At 54.0% G+C, this 18,641-nt stretch carries 16 protein-coding genes; 9 read left to right on the forward strand and 7 right to left on the reverse strand.

Going from position 1 to position 18,641, the window contains the following annotated elements:
* The first annotated feature begins 75 nt into the window (after positions 1 to 75).
* The 5 genes from B9Z35_RS12040 to B9Z35_RS12060 are packed head-to-tail and all read left to right on the forward strand — an operon-like array spanning position 76 to position 6,358.
* The gene (locus B9Z35_RS12040; RefSeq protein WP_199219831.1) at positions 76 to 1,692 is read left to right on the forward strand and encodes a rhodanese-like domain-containing protein; all 1,617 of its coding nucleotides are present in this window, start codon (positions 76 to 78) and stop codon (positions 1,690 to 1,692) included.
* Positions 1,693 to 1,747: 55 nt separating this feature from the next.
* A complete protein-coding gene (locus B9Z35_RS12045) occupies positions 1,748 to 2,020 on the forward strand; it encodes an oxidative damage protection protein (RefSeq protein WP_108283955.1) in 273 nt (90 codons plus the stop codon).
* A 6-nt stretch (positions 2,021 to 2,026) separates the two neighbouring features.
* A complete protein-coding gene (mnmC, locus tag B9Z35_RS12050) occupies positions 2,027 to 3,604 on the forward strand; it encodes an FAD-dependent 5-carboxymethylaminomethyl-2-thiouridine(34) oxidoreductase MnmC (RefSeq protein WP_108283956.1) in 1,578 nt (525 codons plus the stop codon).
* Positions 3,605 to 3,653: 49 nt separating this feature from the next.
* Entirely contained in the window at positions 3,654 to 5,030 is a 1,377-nt protein-coding gene (chrA, locus tag B9Z35_RS12055; RefSeq protein WP_108284075.1) for a chromate efflux transporter, read from the forward strand.
* Between the two features lie 2 nt (positions 5,031 to 5,032).
* Positions 5,033 to 6,358, forward strand: coding sequence for a leucine-rich repeat-containing protein kinase family protein (locus B9Z35_RS12060; RefSeq protein ID WP_108283957.1), 1,326 nt, complete (start codon positions 5,033 to 5,035; stop codon positions 6,356 to 6,358).
* A gap of 18 nt (positions 6,359 to 6,376) precedes the next feature.
* Here B9Z35_RS12060 and B9Z35_RS12065 read toward each other — a convergent pair whose 3' ends face one another.
* Both B9Z35_RS12065 and B9Z35_RS12070 read right to left on the reverse strand, forming a co-directional pair.
* The gene (locus B9Z35_RS12065) at positions 6,377 to 7,132 is read right to left on the reverse strand and encodes a hypothetical protein (protein ID WP_108283958.1); all 756 of its coding nucleotides are present in this window, start codon (positions 7,130 to 7,132) and stop codon (positions 6,377 to 6,379) included.
* A 2-nt stretch (positions 7,133 to 7,134) separates the two neighbouring features.
* Positions 7,135 to 8,709 (reverse strand): alkaline phosphatase, encoded by a 1,575-nt coding sequence (locus tag B9Z35_RS12070; RefSeq protein WP_108284076.1) that lies wholly within the window; start codon positions 8,707 to 8,709, stop codon positions 7,135 to 7,137.
* 93 nt (positions 8,710 to 8,802) lie between these two features.
* On the opposite strand from B9Z35_RS12070, the gene ppx reads away from it, so the two are divergent.
* Together ppx and B9Z35_RS12080 are read left to right on the forward strand one after the other, a co-directional pair.
* Entirely contained in the window at positions 8,803 to 10,308 is a 1,506-nt protein-coding gene (gene ppx / locus B9Z35_RS12075) for an exopolyphosphatase (RefSeq protein WP_108283959.1), read from the forward strand.
* Between the two features lie 74 nt (positions 10,309 to 10,382).
* Positions 10,383 to 10,865, forward strand: a complete 483-nt coding sequence (locus B9Z35_RS12080; RefSeq protein WP_108283960.1) for a hypothetical protein — start codon at positions 10,383 to 10,385, stop codon at positions 10,863 to 10,865.
* Here B9Z35_RS12080 and B9Z35_RS12085 read toward each other — a convergent pair.
* From B9Z35_RS12085 to asd, 4 genes are all read right to left on the reverse strand, one after another.
* Positions 10,834 to 11,334: a histidine phosphatase family protein gene (locus B9Z35_RS12085; protein WP_108283961.1), complete on the reverse strand. Its 501-nt coding sequence runs from the start codon at positions 11,332 to 11,334 to the stop codon at positions 10,834 to 10,836. The two genes, B9Z35_RS12080 and B9Z35_RS12085, sit on opposite strands and share 32 nt — an antisense overlap.
* A gap of 7 nt (positions 11,335 to 11,341) precedes the next feature.
* Positions 11,342 to 13,471: a polyphosphate kinase 1 gene (gene ppk1 / locus B9Z35_RS12090; RefSeq protein ID WP_108283962.1), complete on the reverse strand. Its 2,130-nt coding sequence runs from the start codon at positions 13,469 to 13,471 to the stop codon at positions 11,342 to 11,344.
* 82 nt (positions 13,472 to 13,553) lie between these two features.
* Positions 13,554 to 13,934 (reverse strand): MAPEG family protein, encoded by a 381-nt coding sequence (locus B9Z35_RS12095; RefSeq protein ID WP_108283963.1) that lies wholly within the window; start codon positions 13,932 to 13,934, stop codon positions 13,554 to 13,556.
* Positions 13,935 to 14,047: 113 nt separating this feature from the next.
* On the reverse strand, positions 14,048 to 14,926 hold the full coding sequence (gene asd / locus B9Z35_RS12100; RefSeq protein WP_233246572.1) for an archaetidylserine decarboxylase: 879 nt from the start codon (positions 14,924 to 14,926) through the stop codon (positions 14,048 to 14,050).
* Positions 14,927 to 14,979: 53 nt separating this feature from the next.
* Here asd and B9Z35_RS12105 point away from each other — a divergent pair, with 53 nt between their 5' ends.
* Positions 14,980 to 16,611, forward strand: coding sequence for an aminotransferase class III-fold pyridoxal phosphate-dependent enzyme (locus tag B9Z35_RS12105; RefSeq protein ID WP_233246573.1), 1,632 nt, complete (start codon positions 14,980 to 14,982; stop codon positions 16,609 to 16,611).
* 54 nt (positions 16,612 to 16,665) lie between these two features.
* On the opposite strand, the gene B9Z35_RS12110 is transcribed toward B9Z35_RS12105, so the two are convergent.
* Positions 16,666 to 17,280: a hypothetical protein gene (locus tag B9Z35_RS12110; RefSeq protein WP_108283965.1), complete on the reverse strand. Its 615-nt coding sequence runs from the start codon at positions 17,278 to 17,280 to the stop codon at positions 16,666 to 16,668.
* Positions 17,281 to 17,430: 150 nt separating this feature from the next.
* Here B9Z35_RS12110 and B9Z35_RS12115 point away from each other — a divergent pair, with 150 nt between their 5' ends.
* Complete coding sequence (locus B9Z35_RS12115; RefSeq protein WP_108284078.1) at positions 17,431 to 18,624, forward strand: glycosyltransferase family 1 protein; 1,194 nt, start codon at positions 17,431 to 17,433, stop codon at positions 18,622 to 18,624.
* Positions 18,625 to 18,641 lie beyond the last annotated feature (17 nt).

The following is an 18,641-nucleotide window of genomic DNA, read 5'->3' on the forward strand; positions in this document are numbered from 1 at the left end:
GGCAAGGTCAGCCGTCATGTGTTCCATGAAGATGGCACGGTGAAAGATTTCATTTCTGGCTACAGCAATGCCAAGGTGGAAGCCCCACTTGAATTCCCCCTCGCCGCTTACGCCCGCATTCGCGAAACCCTCTTGCAACGCCAAGAAATCGCCATCCTCGACGTGCGTGAAGAAGACCCCTTCGCCCAGTGCCATCCGCTGTTTGCAGCCAACTTGCCATTGGGCCGCATTGAAGCCGATGCATGGACACGCATCCCTCGCCTCGACACCTTCATCGTGGTGTACGGCACATCATTCAATGGCGATAACCTCGCCCTGCCCGCTGCCCGCACCCTCAAGCGTATGGGCTACACCAACGTGCATTTGCTCGCTGGTGGCCTTCAAGGTTGGCAAGACGCGGGCGGCGAAGTGTTTCGCGATGTCAACGTGCCCAGCAAATCATTTGGTGAGTTGGTCGAGTCCAAGCGTCACACGCCCTCGCTGTCAGCACAAGAAGTCAAAGCTCTCATCGACTCAAAAGCAGATGTGGTCGTGATGGATGCACGCCGTTTTGACGAATACCAAACCATGAGCATTCCCAGCGGCATCAGCGTGCCAGGCGCAGAACTGGTGTTGCGCGCACGTGCATTGGCACCGAGTGCCACCACACGCATCATCGTCAACTGCGCAGGCCGTACACGCAGCATCATTGGTACGCAGTCACTCATCAACTCCGGCATCCCCAACCCTGTGAGCGCCTTGCGCAATGGCACGATTGGCTGGACTCTTGCAGGTCAAGAACTGATCAAAGGTGCGAAAGAACATTTTCCAGAAGTGGACGATGCCACCCGCACCAAAGCCGCCGCCAGCGCGTTTGCCGTTGCCACGCGCGCCGGTGTGAAGCGCGTACGCATGGATGAGCTCAACACTTGGCTGGCCGACAACACACGCACCACCTATTTCTTTGATGTGCGTACCCCTCAAGAATATGCAGCAGGCCATGTGGCCGGTGCACGCAGCGCTCCCGGCGGCCAGCTGGTGCAAGAGACAGACCACCAAGCCGCCGTGCGCGGCGCGCGCTTGGTGCTGTGCGACACAGATGGCACACGCGCCAACATGAGTGCCTCATGGCTGGCCCAAATGGGCTGGGAGGTTTATGTGGTAGCAGGCCTCACCGCTGAAGACTTCAAACACACAGACGTGCCGCCTTTGCGCTTGCCCGAACCGCAAGGCAAAGTGCCCGCCGTTGATGTGGGCAAAGTCAAAGCTTGGCTGGCCGACCGCAACAGTCACACCGTGGTGCTCGACTTCAGCACCAGCGCGCAATACATACAAGGCCACATCCACAGTGCATGGTGGGTGCTGCGCACGCAGCTCAAAGACTCGCTCACTGCCGCGCACAAAGGCCACCGCTATGTACTCACCTGCCAAAACGGCGGCGTGTCTCGCTTTGCTGTGCCCGAAGTGCAAGCTGCCGTCAAAGCAGGCATCGAGGTGGTTTGGCTAGAAGGCGGCAACGCCGCTTGGCTGGCCGCAGGTGGCAAGCTGCAAACTGGCGACCACCAAATGGCGGTGGAACGCGTGGACCGTTATCGCCGCCCCTATGAAGGCACTAACAACCCCGTAGAAGCCATGCAAGGCTACCTCGACTGGGAATTTGGTTTGGTCGAACAGCTCGCACGCGATGGCACACACCACTTCAAGGTGATTTAAAAATTGCTACAGTCTTGTTTTAGTTATTAACCCTCATTTCAGAGAAGCTCAACACATGTCACGCACCGTTCAATGCATCAAACTCGGCACCGAAGCAGAGGGCCTCGATTTGCCACCGTACCCAGGCGAGTTGGGCAAGCGCATTTGGGAAAGCGTCAGCAAGCAAGCCTGGGCTGATTGGATCAAGCAACAAACCATGCTGGTCAACGAAAACCGTTTGAACTTGGCTGACCTCCGCGCCCGTGAATACCTCAAGCGTCAAATGGAAAAACATTTCTTTGGTGACGGTGCTGACGCCGTGCAAGGCTACGTACCTCCCAATGCATAAACCTGCGTGACGGGACAGCACGCATGGCACGGCTACAGCAGCTGGTGCCACACCCAAGCCAGCTTTGACGAGCTGGCTTTTCTTCGTCTGTGGCACGACTGGGCGGATGATGATGCACGCCCTACCCACTTACAAGTGGTGGCGCATACAACGCAGCCGTTGCAAGTAGAAGCGCTGCTGAGCGCCGCGGCCTCACACCCCGAACTCATTCCTCATGCCCAACAACTGGCTGAGCAATGCTGGGGCTTGTTACCCGGCATGCACCGATTGCGGTTTGCTTTACATGGCGACTACCGTGTAGTCCTCACCCTATGCGTTGGCGAACCTATTGATTGGCCCGAGTTTGCCGATGTGATGCGTGCGCACCCAACCGGTCCGTGCGTCACACCGATGGATGCACCTGGTTTGGATGAGCGCACCGTGACCATCATTGGTTCAGGCATTGCAGGCGCAGGTACGGCACGTGCACTCGCAGAACGCGGCTGGCAAGTGACGGTACTCGAAGCCGGAAACGAACCCGCATCGGGTGCATCAGGCTTGCCTGTGGGTGTGGTCGCGCCGCACACCTCGCACGACGACAGTGGCGTGTCGCGCCTCTCTCGCGCAGGCTTGCGCTTCATGGAGCAAACGATGCGCTTGTTGCTGACCGAAGGGTTGGACTGGGGCTGCACAGGCGTGCGCGAGCGCCGTCTGCCTGGCAAAACACGGCGAGGTGGCGTACCACTGAGTTGGCTGAACGAACTCACCCACACCGCGTACGACTGGACACGCAAAGCACCACCGCCTGCACCAGATGACGCCTATTGGCACCCACGCGGCGCATGGCTACGACCGGTGCAGTTGATACGTGCCTTACTCAACCACCCCAATATTCGTTGGCAAGGTCATGCGAAGATTGATACGCTGAAATGCATCACACACGCTGAAAAAGCAAGCGCTTCAACATGGCAAGCACTTCAAAACGGTAAGGTACTGGCTGAATCATCGCGCATGGTCTTGGCCGCTGGCCCTGGCTCTGCGGCACTCATCGCCACCGCCACAGAAGACGGCAGCGCCCCGCGCATCAACCCACTGCGCGGGCAAATTTCTTGGGGCTTGATGGCCGATGTGCCTAAGGGCGCACACATGCCCGCCACACCGGTGAACGGCAATGGCAGCTTTGTACACAACATCACATCACCCGACGGTCCTGCTTGGTACACAGGAGCAACCTATGACCGCATCAATGGTGATGCCCGTTTGCTCGATGTCGACCATGCCGAAAACTTAGAACGCTTGAAAGCATTAGAGCCAGAAACAGCGAGCGCACTTGCGCCCTTGTTTGCCACTGTGGGCACAGACGCACCACGCGTGCACGGCTGGGCCGGTGTGCGCTGCGGCGTGCACGACCGCTTGCCCATGACGGGCCGCGTGCCCAACGCACCCGAAGGCTTGTACATGAATGCAGCCATGGGCTCTCGTGGTTTGACGTTGGGTCTGTTGTGCGGTGAATTGCTGGCCGCACAATGGCATGGCGAGCCGCTGCCCATCGAAGCACGATTGGCTAAATTTTTAGATGCCACGCGGTTCAAGCCAAAAGCTTGAACTGACGCATTGCACACACACAACGACGCACCCAAAGCGCACCAGAGACATGACTCAAACTTCACACAACGCACTGGCAACAGAGGATGTAACTACACAAGTAGCACCTAATGCTGTGAGCATGACAGAAGCCTTTTGGTTTTGGCTCAAGCTCGGCTTCATCAGCTTTGGCGGGCCTGCGGGGCAAATTGCCATCCTGCATCAAGAGCTGGTGGAGCGCCGCCGTTGGTTGTCTGAGCAACGCTTCTTGCACGCGCTCAACTACTGCATGGTGTTGCCAGGTCCTGAAGCACAACAGTTAGTGACCTACATCGGTTGGCTCATGCACAAGCGCTGGGGCGGTGTGGTGGCGGGTGCACTGTTTGTGTTGCCATCTCTGGCCATCCTCATTGCACTGTCGTGGATGTACATCGCATTTGGTGATGTACCGTGGATTGCTGGCTTGTTCTTTGGCATCAAGCCTGCCGTCACGGCCATCGTGGTGCAAGCGGCACATCGCATTGGTTCACGTGCATTGAAGAACAACGTTTTGTGGGCCATCGCCGCGGCATCGTTTGTGGCCATCTTTGCACTCGATGTGCCCTTCCCGCTCATCGTGGGTGTGGCGGCTGCCGTGGGTTATGTGGGTGGCCGCGTGTCGCCTCACACCTTTCAAACCGGTGGTGGGCATGGTGCTTCCAACGCTTCGTATGGCCCTGCATTAATTGACGACCACACGCCCACACCTGCACACGCACACTTCAGTTACGCAGGCTTAGCGCAGGTGTTGTTGGCCGGTGCCGTGTTGTGGGCTGTGCCCATGGGCGTGTTGTGTGTGGTGTTTGGCTGGGATCACAGCTTCACACATATGGGTTGGTTCTTCACCAAAGCGGCCTTGCTCACCTTCGGTGGCGCGTATGCCGTGCTGCCCTATGTGTACCAAGGTGCAGTCAGCCAGTTTGGCTGGGTCACACCCACGCAAATGATGGACGGTTTGGCTTTGGGCGAAACCACGCCTGGTCCACTCATCATGGTGGTGGCGTTTGTGGCGTTCATTGGTGGCTATGTCAAAGCGCTTTTGGGCACAGAGAGTTTGTTCGCTGCAGGCGCACTGGCCGCGTGCCTTGTGACGTGGTTCACGTTCTTACCCTCGTTCATTTTCATCTTGGCAGGCGGCCCCTTGGTCGAGAGCACACACCGCAACCTCAAATTCACAGCCCCACTCACCGCCATCACAGCAGCCGTGGTGGGCGTGGTGCTCAACCTCGCCTTGTTCTTTGGTTATCACCTGTTGTGGCCCGAGGGTTTTGCAGGCGCGTTTGATGTGCGTTCGGCACTCATTGCAACAGGTGCAACACTGATGCTTTTCAAATTCAAACGCAGTGTGATGGAAGTCATTGGCTTGTGCGCTTTGGTGGGCCTGACTGTCAAACTCATTCCTCTTTAAAAATGCACACCCTTGAACAACTGCGAAGCGGCGAACTGGCAGGCATTACACGCTTACAACTGCGCTGTGGCTTGACCGAATTTCCACGCGAAATTTTTGACCTTGCCGACTCGTTAGAAATCTTAGATTTATCGGGCAACCAACTCAGCGCCCTGCCCGATGACTTGCCACGTTTACACAAGCTGCGCGTGATTTTTTGTTCGGACAACCCGTTCACTGAATTGCCTGAAGTTTTGGGCCAATGCCAACAGCTGAGCATGGTGGGTTTCAAAGCCAACCGCATCACGCATGTGTCGCCTAGGGCTTTGCCACCGCTGTTGCGCTGGCTCATCTTGACCGACAACGCACTCACATCACTGCCCACTGAAATTGGGCAATGCACCCACATGCAAAAGCTCATGCTGGCTGGCAATCAGCTGCGCAGCTTGCCACCTGAACTGGCCCACTGCACTCGACTAGAGCTGCTGCGCATTTCGGCTAACCAACTCACCGAGTTGCCCCAGTGGCTGCTGCACATGCCACGCCTCACTTGGCTGGCGTTTGCGGGCAACCCATTTACACACGACCTCGAGGCACAGGCCTTGGCCAACGCACCGACGCCACGCTTGGCATGGCAACGCTTGCAACTACAGCATCAACTTGGCGAAGGCGCATCGGGCGTGATTCGCCAAGCCGTGCTGCATACAGACTCAGGCGAGCAAGCGGTGGCTGTCAAACTATTCAAAGGAGCCGTCACCAGCGACGGCTTGCCCGACTGCGAAATGGCAGCTTGTATGCATGCGGGTGCGCATCCACATTTGGTGTCGGCCCTCGCACGTGTGAGCGATCATCCCGACAACCAACAAGCTTTGGTCATGCCCTTGATTGCGCCAGAGTTTGCCAACCTCGCCAGCCCCCCAAGCCTAGAGAGTTGCACACGCGATGTGTACGCACAAGACAAACGCTTTGACTGGCCCACGACGCTGCGCATCGCGCGTGGCATGGCATCGGCCACTTGGCACTTGCATGCACGCGGCATCTTGCATGGTGACTTGTATGCGCACAACATCTTGCACACGGCTGAGGGAGATGCACTGCTGAGCGACTTTGGTGCAGCCGCATTTTTCGATGTGAACAACACTGCACAGGCAAAAGGTTTAGAACAACTCGAAGTGCGTGCATTGGGTTGCTTGCTAGAGGAATTGGCGACCCAATGTGATGCCACAGCGCACGAAGCACATCTCCACCACGCCTTGACCCAACTCGCACAAGCGTGCATGGGTGATGAGCCAGCTCAGCGCCCTCGCTTGGCGCAAGTGTGGGACGCACTAAAGGCGCTTCAAGCTTAAGTGCTTCAAATCAGCGCATCAATCGTGCTTGTGCGAGGCACGCCAGCCTAAACGCATGTCCAAGGCCTCGGACTTGCGCACCACAGGGTCATAGTCCATGTCCCCAAAGTCAGCAGCATCTATGTGCAAGTAGTTGGCTGACTTCTCGCCCACCACTGGCCAATCAGGCTGAGGGCTTTTGGCCGTTGCCACCAGTTGCATCTGCACAGTGGATGCACCTGCGACATGGCGTGTCAATCGCTGCGGCAATTCAAGCGCTGGCAACCAAACCACGTTCAACTGTTCTTTGCCAACGCGTCCACGCAAATGCCATTGGGCTTCACGCCCCCTACCCTGCTTGGACACCAACTTGAGTTGCGCCAGTTCTGCCGGATCCACAAAGCGAGAGAGCGCGGCCCAATCGGCATTCACCTGCAACGTGGCCAACTCGCCAGTGCTGTAGCCGACCACACGCGCATCATCATGAAACACACGCTCAAAGCTGATGCGGTCGTGTGCATCCCGGTACCACACCTCGTCCATATTGCCTTTGAGCAAGGCCACGCGCTCTGCATCTCTGTAGAAGTACCAGGTGTGACTTTGGGGCTTGTCGCGGCGCTGACCTGAAGATGCGCGCTCGATGGTCACCACATAGCGTGCTGCCATTGGCGCAGCTTCTGTCGATGCATTCACCACCAGAACAGCCCTAGCGGCAGCCTCGTGTGCAAATGCGGCGGTGGCAAGCAAACCCGCCGCAGCAAACACCAGCAAAAATTGAAATGGACGTGTTTTCAAGATTACTTCAACGCTTCCATCATCACATGGAAGATCCAGTTTTGCTCCATCGAGCCCCGCACCAAATGGGCTTTGGGGCCACGTGCGTAAATTGCCACATCTTCACCTGCATGGGTTTCTGAGGCCAAAGGCACGACCGCCTCTTGCAAGAAGTTCACATCGGTGGTGTCCACATTCGTTAAGTCTGGGCGTCCACCTGCACGCACACCCGGTCCGTTGGCATAGCCCAAGGTGGTGAACGGGCGGCCATTCGTGTCCAAGCTGTTTTTCAAAGGCGCGCCGTCTTTGGCCGGCACTTCACGCACCAAGCCCAAGATGTTGTTGCCTCGACTGGGGTAACCCGCAATGGTGAAGGTGTGGCTGTGGTCAGCGGTGACGATGATGAGCGTGTCTTCCAAGGTGCCCGCAGCTTTCAACACATCCACCGTGCGCTGAATGGCATTCGAAAACTCAATGGTGTCCACCAAGGCACGGTGGGCATTGCCTGCGTGGTGAGCGTGGTCAATGCGGCCACCCTCAACGTGCAAGAAGAAGCCCTTGGGGTCTTTCATCAACACGCGCAGGGCTTTGTCGGTCATCTCAGTCAATGAGGGCTCGCCAGCTGGGTCATTGGCGCGGTCGGCTTCGTATTGCGCATGCGAGGGCTCGAACAAACCCAGCAAGTAGCTGTTGTTCGCGAGTTCAAACGCATCAAACTGTGCTTTGTTCCAAGCATAGGCTGCACGGCCATAAGGGCTGCGCGAAGTCACCCACTCTTGCGTCAAATCGCGGCCATCTAAACGACGACCTTTGTCTTTGGGATATTCGGGGTCCATCACCGAGTTGGGCATGAAGTATGTGCGGCCACCGCCCAAGGCCACCTTCATGCTTTTGCGCACTTGGGGCGACACCTCAATCATTTGACGGGCAATGTCTTTCACAGCGTGGTCTGCCCCTTGGCAAGGTGCCCCGGTGTTGATGTCGGTCTTGGGCAAGTTGGAATCAGCCTCCCAATCACGCATGGCGGTGTGGGCATACAAAGCCGCAGGTGTGGCGTGTGTGATGCGTGCTGTTGACACGATGCCCGTGGACTTGCCCATGTCAGCCGCATGCTCCAACACGCTCCGCACTTTTTTAGATTCAATCACCGCTGCATTGCATTCGCCACGGGACGTGGTGTGGTTGACCGACAGCATGCCTTCACGTGCTTTGTAGCCCGTGGCAATGGCGGTCATCGTCGGCGCGGAGTCGGAGGTTTGTTGGTCCCACGAATAGGTTTTTGAAAACGCGGTGTAAGGGAAACGATCAAAGGACAAACGGTTTTCCTCGCCCGGTTTGTTCTTGAGTTGGCCTTCTAAGATGCGGGCGGCTGTGATGGTGCTGATACCCATGCCGTCGCCCACAAACAAAATCACGTTTTTGGCACGGCGGTTGTTGTCGTGCAATGCCTTGCCCTGCTGAACAAAAGACTGCCCTGCATGGAACCAATCCGCCACAGCTTCAGGCCCTTGCACCACCGGCGCGACCTGCGCGTGTGCAGAGACGTGGACAAGCAGGCTCACAGCCAGCGAAACAGCAGAAACGTAGAAGCGATTCATGGGGAGTCCTTTCACAAAGTGGCTGATTTTGCTGATCTTGAATGACAAGGATGTGACACATATTTGTCACGAAAAAACGATATTATTGTTTTTATGAAACACGGCACACTCCTGGCAGCGATTGACCTGGGCTCCAACAGCTTTCGCCTTGAAATCGGTCGCTACGACCACGGGCAAATTCAACGCGTAGCCTACCTGAAAGAAACAGTTCGCCAAGGCAACGGCCTCGACGCCGATCGCAACCTCACCCCTGAAGCCATGCAGCGGGGCTGGGAATGCTTGGCTCGCTTTGCCGAACGTTTGGCAGGTTTCAAAAAGTCGCAAGTGCGTGTGGTCGCCACCCAAACCTTGCGCGAAGCCAAAAACCGTGATGCGTTCGTCAAGCGTGGCTGCGAAATTTTGGGTTTCCCCATCGAGGTGATTGCAGGCACCGAAGAGGCTCGTTTGATTTACCAAGGCGTGGCCCACCTTCTACCCAGCGACAACGACAAGCGTTTAGTCATCGACATTGGTGGCCGCTCCACCGAACTGGTGTTGGGCCAAGGCTTAGAGGCCACCGAAACTGCCTCGTTCCGCGTGGGCAGCGTGGCGTGGTCGATGAAGTACTTTCCCGCAGGCGAATTTTCAGAACAAACGTTTTATCGTGCAGAAATTGCTGCACAAGCGGTGTTGGAAGAAGCCATCACGGCATACCCTCGCACCCATTGGAAAAAAGCTTATGGCGCTTCAGGCACTGTGGGTGCCGTGGCGGAAATTTTGGCCTTTGCAGGTTTTCCTGAAGGCGAAATCACCATGGACGGTTTGAACTGGCTGATGAAATGCCTCATCCGCTCGGGTAACGCAAGCCGTGTACAACTTGAGGGCTTGAAAGACGATCGCCGTGCAGTGATTGGTGGTGGCGTGAGCATTTTGCGTGCGCTGATGAGCTTGCTGAAAATCGACACCTTGCATGTTGCGCAAGGTGCGTTGCGCCACGGCGTGTTGTTTGAAATGGTTGAACGTGAAGACCACAGCACCGACACGCGCGACCTGTCCGTGCAACGCTTGGCCGTGAAGTTTGCCGTCGATGCGCAGCAAGCCCATCGGGTAAGCGAAGTGGCGCTGCATTGGCTCGACGCCATGCACCCCGACACCAAAGAAGATGACACGCACCTCGCACGCCTGCGTCGTAAATTGAATTGGGCGGCGCAGCTACACGAAGTGGGCGTGGCCATTTCACACAGCGATTACCACAAGCATGGCGCCTATATTTTGGACAATGCTGACCTCGTAGGCTTCAGCATGCCCGAGCTGCACCGCTTAGGCTTGCTGGTACTGGGACAGCGCGGCAAGCTCAAGAAGCTTGAGATTGAATTAGAAGAAAACGACTTTGCCAAAATGCTCATGGCCTTGCGCCTGAGCTTGATTCTTTGCCACGCACGCAAAGATCCAGAGCATGAAGTGCTGGCACTGCGCTGCGATGAGCACAAGCAACGCATCACCCTCACCGCCAATGGGGCGTGGGTGAATGCATTTCCACAGTCCACCCATCTGCTCAAACTCGAAGCTGCATCATGGCAAAAATCGCCGTGGTCATTCGAATTCGTGACAAATCCATGACATATATGACAGTTGGTAATTTGATTTAAACAATATAAACTGTTTATTCATTTCAATAAAAAAGGAACCATCAAGTGAACGCAACTGCAAAAAAGACCACCACTCGTACCACCGCCAAAGCCCCTGCCACCAAACGCGCAGCCGCTAAAAAACCAGCTGTCAAAAAGCCAGCCGTCAAGAAAACCACCGCAGTCAAACCAGCCGCTAAAAAGCCAGTTGTAAAAAAAGCAGCAACCAAGTCTGTGAGAAAAACTGCAGTCAAAAAAGCTGCCGTGAAACCAGTGACCACCCAGGTGGCCAAGCCTGTCAAAGTTGCTAAGCCTGCGAAAGTGAAAAAGCCAAAGCTCGTGCGCGACAGCTTCACCATTCCTAAGGACGAATACGTCGTTATCGACGCACTCAAGGTTCGCGCTGGCAAGCTCGGTCAGTCGATCAAGAAAAGCGAATTGCTACGTGCAGGTGTCAAAGCCCTCGCTGCCATGAGCGATATTCAGTTCAAAGCTGCCTTGAGCAACGTACCGACCATCAAGACCGGTCGTCCCAAGAACTCGAAGTAAGTTCTGGATTCGCGACGGTCAGCAATACAGTTTGCACTTGGCCGTCGCGTACTCGGGTGCGCAGCCACCACACGCTGCCCTTGCGCACAGGGCATGCGTCCTCTTTCATACCCAGCAGCTTGGCCACCAGCTGACCCAAGTAAGGCTGATGTCCTACCAGCAATACGGATCCTTTCAATTGAGGTCCAGCCTCAGGATCCCACTTCAGCAATGTCAGCACATCTTCAACAGATGTCTCAGGCACCAGTTCATCGCGCAGTTTGAATTTGCGTGCTAAAGGCGCCACCGTTTGCTGAGTGCGAGCGGCCGGACTCACCAGCACACGCGCACCTTCAGGCAAATGGCGGTCTAACCAAGCGGCCATCCGAGCCGCCTGACGTTCACCCTTCTTGGTCAGCTCGCGTGATAAATCATCGCCACCTTCTGGTGCAACTTCGGCCTCCGCATGTCGCCACAAAATCAAATCCATGTGAACCTCACATCTTGGCAGCGTGCAACGCCATGAGCGCAGCTTGTGCGCCATGCGCTTGCACAGGCGTTGTCAATGCGCGGGCTTTGGCCGATGTGCGCTTAGGCTTGGCTGGTTGCGCCCGGGTGTATTGGCCATTGGCATCCATCACCCACGCATCTAAGTCGTCTTGCAAATAGGCCACCAAGCACTCATCGATGATGCGCTGACGCAAAGCGGCATCTTCTATCGGCCACGCCAACTCAACTCGGCGCAGCATATTGCGATTCATCCAGTCAGCACTCGACAAATACAAAGATTCGTCGTTGCCAGATCGGAAATAAAACACACGCGAGTGTTCTAAGAACCGGCCAATGATGGAGCGCACGCGGATGTTGTCGGTCAAGCCCGCACGCTGCGCGGGCAACATGCAAGCACCGCGAATGATCAAATCAATCTGTACTCCCGCCTGCCCAGCTTGCACCAACGCTTCCATGAGCTTCTCATCCGTGAGCGTGTTCATCTTCAAGATGATGCGACCTGCCACGCCTTGCTTGGCGGCAAGGGCTGTTTTTTCGACCTTGTCGATCAGGCTACGCTGCAAGTGGAATGGCGCAATCATCATCTTGTTCAAGCGTGGAATCTTGCTTTGATTCGCCAACAAGTTAAACACATTGTCTGCGTCTTGCGTGATCTTGGGGTCGCAGGTGATGTGGCTCAAATCGGTATAGAGCTTGGCCGTGCGCGGGTTGTAGTTGCCCGTGGACAAATGCGCATAGCGGCGAATGCTGCGCCCTTCCCTGCGTGATACCAGCAGCATCTTGGCGTGGGTCTTCAAACCCACCACCCCGTACACCACTTGGGCGCCAATGTATTCCAGCTTCTCAGCCCAGTTGATGTTGGCTTCCTCGTCAAAACGCGCTTTGAGCTCGACCACCACCGTTACCTCTTTGCCACGCTGCACCGCTTCACGCAGCAGCTCCATCAAGGACGAATCTGCACCCGTGCGATAAATGGTTTGCTTAATCGCCAACACATGTGGGTCGCGCACAGCTTCGCGCAAGAATGACAACACCCCATCAAAACTCTCATAGGGCTGGTGAATCAGTACATCGCCAGCTTGCAAGCGCTCGAAGATGGAACCGTTCGTCACCATCTGCTCAGGATAGCTGGCGGTGTAACGGGGGAACAACCACTTGGGGTTGTCCACCAAATCAATGAGTTGGTTCAAACGCACCAAGTTCACAGGGCCATGCACACGGTACAGGGCCGAGGTGGGCAACTCAAACTGCTTCAGCAAAAACTCTGACAGATATTCAGAACAACCCGACGACACCTCTAGGCGAACGGCTTGTCCGTAGTTGCGATGTACCAAACCTTGGCGCAAGGCGGTACGCAAGTTCTTCACGTCTTCTTCGTCTACCGACAAGTCAGAGTGGCGCGTCACACGGAACTGCGAAAACTGCCCCACATCTCGACCTGGGAACAAGTCTTTCAAATGCGCGCGAATCACACTGGAGATCGACACGAACAACTGGCGTTTGCCACAGAGCTTTTCGGGCAGCGCAATCAACCGCGGCAAGCTACGTGGCACTTTGACAATCGCGATTTCGTTGTCGCGTCCAAATGCATCTTTGCCCGACATGCGAACAATGAAGTTAAGCGACTTGTTAGCCACTTGCGGGAATGGATGAGCTGGGTCAAGCCCTACCGGCAAGAGCAAGGGGCGCACTTCGCGTTCAAAGAATGACTTGACCCATTGATGCTGGGCTAAGTTACGCTCGCTGTGCGACAAGATGCGCACACCTTCTTTGGCAAACGCCGGCATCAATACATCGTTGTAAAGCGCATATTGCTCTTCCACCAAGGCATGCGCCACTTTGCTCAACGAGTCTTGTGCAAGCATGCCTGCTGCATCCAATGGCGCGAGTGGCTTGTCTAGGCTGGCGTACAAGGCTGCACGCACTTCAAAGAACTCATCCAAGTTGGATGACACGATGCACAGGTAGCGCAAACGCTCTAACAGCGGAACCTCGGGACGCTTGGCCCAATCCAGCACACGCGCGTTGAATGCCAAGAGGCTTTGGTCGCGATCCAGCCATTGCGTCTTTTGATTCTTCTGTGCGAGCTGTTCCTTCGCTTGTGTCCCTGTTGTCATATGCGATACCTATCTAATTGTGATGATAGTGTGTCAACTTTTCGTGACAAATACGTGACATTTATGACAATCTTGCGATTCATCAATGAATAGCGGCAAATTGCGCGGATGCAACAAACATATACGCCATCCATATGATGTTTGACAAGGCCAACGTAGCCAAAGCAAAAAATGTGAACTGCATTCCCTTGGCATGCACATATCGCCCAATCACAACAGGGCATCCAAGCAAAGCAACCAAAATCAGTGGCACACCATTAAGTTCTAACGATGCCATGAGCAGCAAACACAGTGGCACATATTCCACAAAGTTAGCGTGTGCCTGAATGGCGCTTTCCAATTCATTTACACCGCCAGACCCAAAAGAGATTTGATGCAATTTTCGGAGTTGGATGACCTTTAACGAAAGTCTGATGAAGAATAAACTCAGCAAGCCCGAAAAAACAGCGGTAACGATCAACATATATCCCCCACAACAACTAAATAATTGCGAGTTGAACCAAAATTTGTGACCAAGTTGTGAATCAGCACTACCCACGAATACTGCGCTGAAAAAAATCAACACACGTGAAAATTTCAATGCCTCTGAAGTAACGCTTCTCCCATCCGAATAATCTTGCCCGACTCAATGGAGTTGGCTAATTCATAACCACGTGGCACAAACAACAAAATGGTGGAGCCATGCTCAAACCACCCCATCTCTTGACCTTTGACGTAATCAGCATCACAGGCAATTTCGTTGGGGCCTTTGTAACGTAAGTTCAGCATCACATCCACCGCATGGAAGCGCATGCTAGCCACCAGCACCGCGGCCACGGGCACGATCAAAAATGGAAAACCCTCTGGCGTTTGCATTTGCAAAACAGCGCGCTCGTTTTTACAAAACAACTCTTTCACTCGCGTCAAGGCAATGGGGTTGACGTTCCACGTATCACCCGAGATGTAGGTCACATGGCTCAGGTGTGCATCACAGGGAGCGTGAAAACGGTGGTACATGCTACTGGTCAAGCGCATGGTGACAAACGTACCGCCCTCTAGCAAGCTGGGCCAACTCTTAGTCAATTCAGACGAGCTCAAAAGGCTTTGTAAGGTGTATGGAAAGCCCTTGGCTTGGAAGACCATGCCATCACGAATTTCACCGCACGCACCCACGATGCAGTCGCATGGTGAACTCAGTACATCTGGATTGGTGTCGATGGGACGCAAGCCAGGGCGAAGTTCTCGTGTGAAGCACTCATGCAAGCTGCCAAAGCTTTGCTGCTTGGATTCACTCAAATCCAAATCACTGAACCAACGCCATACGGCAATCGACCCCTTGACGATCCAGGGATGACGCAACTGGCTCCACCATCCCATAAATCGCGTGAGCGTGATACGCGGAATACGGTTGGTCAATAAAAAGTTCAGGTCTTCTTGTAAGAGCCATGTTTGAAACTTGCTTCGAATCTTCATCATCTTGTCACTTAATTTAAATACAAAGGAGCATCTCTTACACAAGGAAACAGACTGTGAACACCACTTGGATGAGTTTGGGCGCATTGGCTACGTTGGCGCCATCTGTCTATCGACGACTTCAACTTTCTCGCGCCAAACACCGCTCACTGGCAGGGCACTCACGCATGGCCAAACGTTTGGCTCGCTTGTTACCCGGCTACCATTTTGATGAGCAAATGTTCTTTAAATGTGACAACGCACCTTTTGAGATACAAAATTCACGTCGTGACGCGTTTTTTAAAATTGCAGAAGTGCTTAAAGCACGTCACCCACTAAGCATTCAAGCCAGCGCAGCGGCAAGAGAAACCATCACGGACATGCAATTCATTGCTGCCTACCGTGTACCGTTCCAATTCAGCCCCTTGGTGCAAGAACACCTCAAGGTAGGTTCGTTCTTGCAGTCAGCTGCTGGCGTGCACGTGACCGACTTGGATGGCCAATCGTTCTACGACCTTACCGGCTCCTATGGCGTAAACGTGTTTGGCGCAGACTTTTACAAAAAAACAATGTCTGAAGGGATGGCCAAAACACAAAGCCTAGGGCCTACGCTAGGGGTCTATCACCCTTGCGTCGCAAGCAATGCTGAGCGACTAAAAAAGATTTCTGGGATGGACGAGGTGTCCTTCCACATGTCAGGCACTGAGGCTGTGATGCAAGCTGTACGCTTAGCGCGCTACCACACCAAACGTAAAAACTTGGTACGTTTTTGTGGCGCGTATCACGGTTGGTGGGAAGACGTCCAACCAGGTCCAGGCAACCCCATGCCTCCACGCGAAACCTATACGCTGAGCGACATGAGCGAGCGCAGCCTAGAGGTGATTCGCACCCGCAAAGACATTGCATGCGTGTTGGTCAACCCACTCCAAGCCCTGCACCCTAACGTCAACGCCCCCGGTGACACCACCCTGGTCGACAGCAGCCGCAAAGCCGCCTATGACCGTGCGGCTTACACCGAGTGGCTACATAAATTACGCCAAGCCTGCACCGACAACGGTGTGGTGTTGATTTTTGATGAAGTGTTTTTAGGCTTCCGTTTGGCCCAAGGCGGTGCGCAAGAATATTTCGGCGTGAAAGCCGATCTGGTGACTTACGGCAAAACACTGGGGGGCGGTTTTCCAGTGGGTGTGGTGTGCGGGAAAAAAGAATGGATGCACCGCTTTCACGCAAACCGCCCTGCTGACATTTGCTTCGCTCGTGGCACCTTCAAAGAACACCCTGCCGTGATGGGTGCCATGTCGGCCTTCTTGGATCAACTGGATACCCCGGAGATCAAAGCGATGTACGAAGGTAACGATGAGCGCTGGAACGCACGCTGCAAGTTGTTCAACGACACAATGAAAGCTAACGATCTGCCAGTTCAAGCTGCCAATATGTCAAGTGTTTGGACCGTGTTTTACACACAGCCAAGTCGCTACAACTGGATGCTGCAGTACTACCTGCGGATTCAAGGTTTGGCATTGAGCTGGGTAGGCACAGGACGCATGATCTTCAGTTTGAACTACAGCGATGCCGACTTTGAAGCTGTCTTACAACGCTTTGTATTGGCTGCTACACAAATGAAGCACGACGGATGGTGGTGGCACGCACCCGAGCTCACCAACAAGAGCATCCGACGCAGCATCTTGAAGGAAACTTTCTTCCGTTAAAGCAAAAAGCGTTCAGGCTTTCAAACCTGAACGCTCTTATTTGTGGAGTTCTGTTTAGGCTGAGTGACCGGCCTTCAAGAACTCTTCGTCAAAACGCTGACCACGCAGCAGCTGAAGCGGTGCTTTGTGATACAGGTACACGTCATGGAATGGATCGGTCAAGATTTTGGTCATCCACACCAAGCCCGTTTGCACATCCTTGATGAAGCACAAGTGAACGGTACGAAAAATCAAACCACCTACCCCCAAAGCCAACCAAGAGTAGCCAACAGCCTCTGAAAACTCCACCCAAGTTTCATGCGTGGGGACTACGTCCAACATACCTGGGAAATAGTAGATCACCAAAGGCAACAACACCCACAGGCTCAACAACACCACTTTGCGACGCAAGTTATAGCCCACTTTGATTTCTTCTTTAAATTCATTACTGGCTTCGTTCACATGGTCGTAGCCCAAAGGTTCAAAAAAGAAATGACCGGATTGACGCGCCACCATCGACACCATCCATGCCAATAAGGCCGCCCATGCTGGGTTGACAAACAACAGCGCATAGGAAATCAAAAAGCAAATGGCACTGAGCAAATGCAATGATTGATTGATACGGCAGTGGTGGTAGTAGCGATGGTCATCCCAACGTTGAATACGCAATGCTTCTAAAAAGTTTTTCACGTTGTTTCCTCATGTGTTTCAAAACATTGCAATCATGAGTGCAGGATGTTAAAAATTAGTGACAAAACAAAAAAGAAACGCGCTTGAAATAAAACCATCAAAATTCAATTTGTCATCAAGTTGTTAAATTCAAGCGACACCATGTCAACCATGGAAGCACTCAGCAACACAGACATCACCGTTGAACATTTTGAACCTGCGCACCAATCGCTAAGGATTGCGGTTGTGACAGAAACATGGCCTCCAGAAGTCAACGGAGTGGCCGTCACGCTGTCTAAACTTATTCATCATTTAGGCAATCGTCACCATTCGATTCAGCTCATTCGTCCGCGTCAAAACAAACAAGATGAGGGGCTTGAAGAAACAAACTGGACTGAGTTACTGTTGCGTGGCTTACCGATCCCAAGATATCCGCAACTCAAGCTAGGTCTACCTAGCAAAAAAGCACTCATCAAAGCATGGAGCACGCGGCGCCCCGATTTGGTACATATCGCTACCGAAGGACCACTGAGCTGGTCTGCCTTGCAAGCTGCACACGTGCTTCGCTTGCCAGTCACATCAGATTTCAGAACCAACTTTCACAGCTATTGCCAACACTATGGTGTGGGGTGGTTGACCAAACCCATCGTGGCTTATTTGCGCAAGTTTCACAACCGCACAGCATTCACCATGGTGCCCACCACTGAGATGAAAAATCAGCTCGAAGGCATGGGCTTTAAAAACCTGAAAGTGGTGGCACGCGGTATCGACACACAACTCTTTCATCCCAATAAGCGCAGCGACGTCATGCGTCAAAGCTGGCACGTCAAACCCGAAACCATGGTGCTGTTGTCGGTTGGGCGCTTAGCAGCCGAGAAGAACCTAGACCTGAGCATCCAAACTTACCAAGCACTCAAAGCTGCAGGTCGTGATGTAAAGATGGTTTTTGCAGGTGATGGCCCTATGCGCGCTAGCACAGAAGTCAAATGCCCCGATGCATTGTTTGTCGGTATGTGTACACACGAACAACTGGCCACGCTCTACGCCAGTGCAGACCTTTTACTCTTTCCCAGTCTGACAGAAACCTTTGGCAACGTCACACTGGAGTCACTGGCATGTGCAACGCCTGTTCTGGCATTTGATTGTGCAGCTGCAGGTGAATTCATCACGCATAACACCAATGGATGGCTGGCTCATTGCGATGATCGCCAAGGCTACATCCAATGCGCCTTAGAAATCACGAAAAATTCATCAATTCTGAAGCAAGCACGCGAATACACCCGCAGCAGCATTGAACACTTAGGCTGGGACGAAATTGCCTGCCAAGTAGAAACCATCTTTCAACGTGCCATTGAACTGAACTGAACCGAAGTCAACAGAGC

Source organism: Limnohabitans sp. Jir61 (genome assembly GCF_003063545.1).
Classification (GTDB): domain Bacteria; phylum Pseudomonadota; class Gammaproteobacteria; order Burkholderiales; family Burkholderiaceae_C; genus Limnohabitans.

Bases quoted from the DNA above. Each gene is read 5' to 3' on its own strand.
- B9Z35_RS12085 (WP_108283961.1), bottom strand. From the start codon at position 11,334: ATGGATTTGATTTTGTGGCGACATGCGGAGGCCGAAGTTGCACCAGAA.
- B9Z35_RS12095 (WP_108283963.1), bottom strand. From the start codon at position 13,934: ATGTTGATCGTTACCGCTGTTTTTTCGGGCTTGCTGAGTTTATTCTTC.
- ppk1 (WP_108283962.1), bottom strand. From the start codon at position 13,471: ATGACAACAGGGACACAAGCGAAGGAACAGCTCGCACAGAAGAATCAA.
- B9Z35_RS12060 (WP_108283957.1), top strand. From the start codon at position 5,033: ATGCACACCCTTGAACAACTGCGAAGCGGCGAACTGGCAGGCATTACA.
- ppx (WP_108283959.1), top strand. From the start codon at position 8,803: ATGAAACACGGCACACTCCTGGCAGCGATTGACCTGGGCTCCAACAGC.
- chrA (WP_108284075.1), top strand. From the start codon at position 3,654: ATGACTCAAACTTCACACAACGCACTGGCAACAGAGGATGTAACTACA.
- B9Z35_RS12045 (WP_108283955.1), top strand. From the start codon at position 1,748: ATGTCACGCACCGTTCAATGCATCAAACTCGGCACCGAAGCAGAGGGC.
- asd (WP_233246572.1), bottom strand. From the start codon at position 14,926: ATGATGAAGATTCGAAGCAAGTTTCAAACATGGCTCTTACAAGAAGAC.
- B9Z35_RS12115 (WP_108284078.1), top strand. From the start codon at position 17,431: ATGGAAGCACTCAGCAACACAGACATCACCGTTGAACATTTTGAACCT.
- B9Z35_RS12070 (WP_108284076.1), bottom strand. From the start codon at position 8,709: ATGAATCGCTTCTACGTTTCTGCTGTTTCGCTGGCTGTGAGCCTGCTT.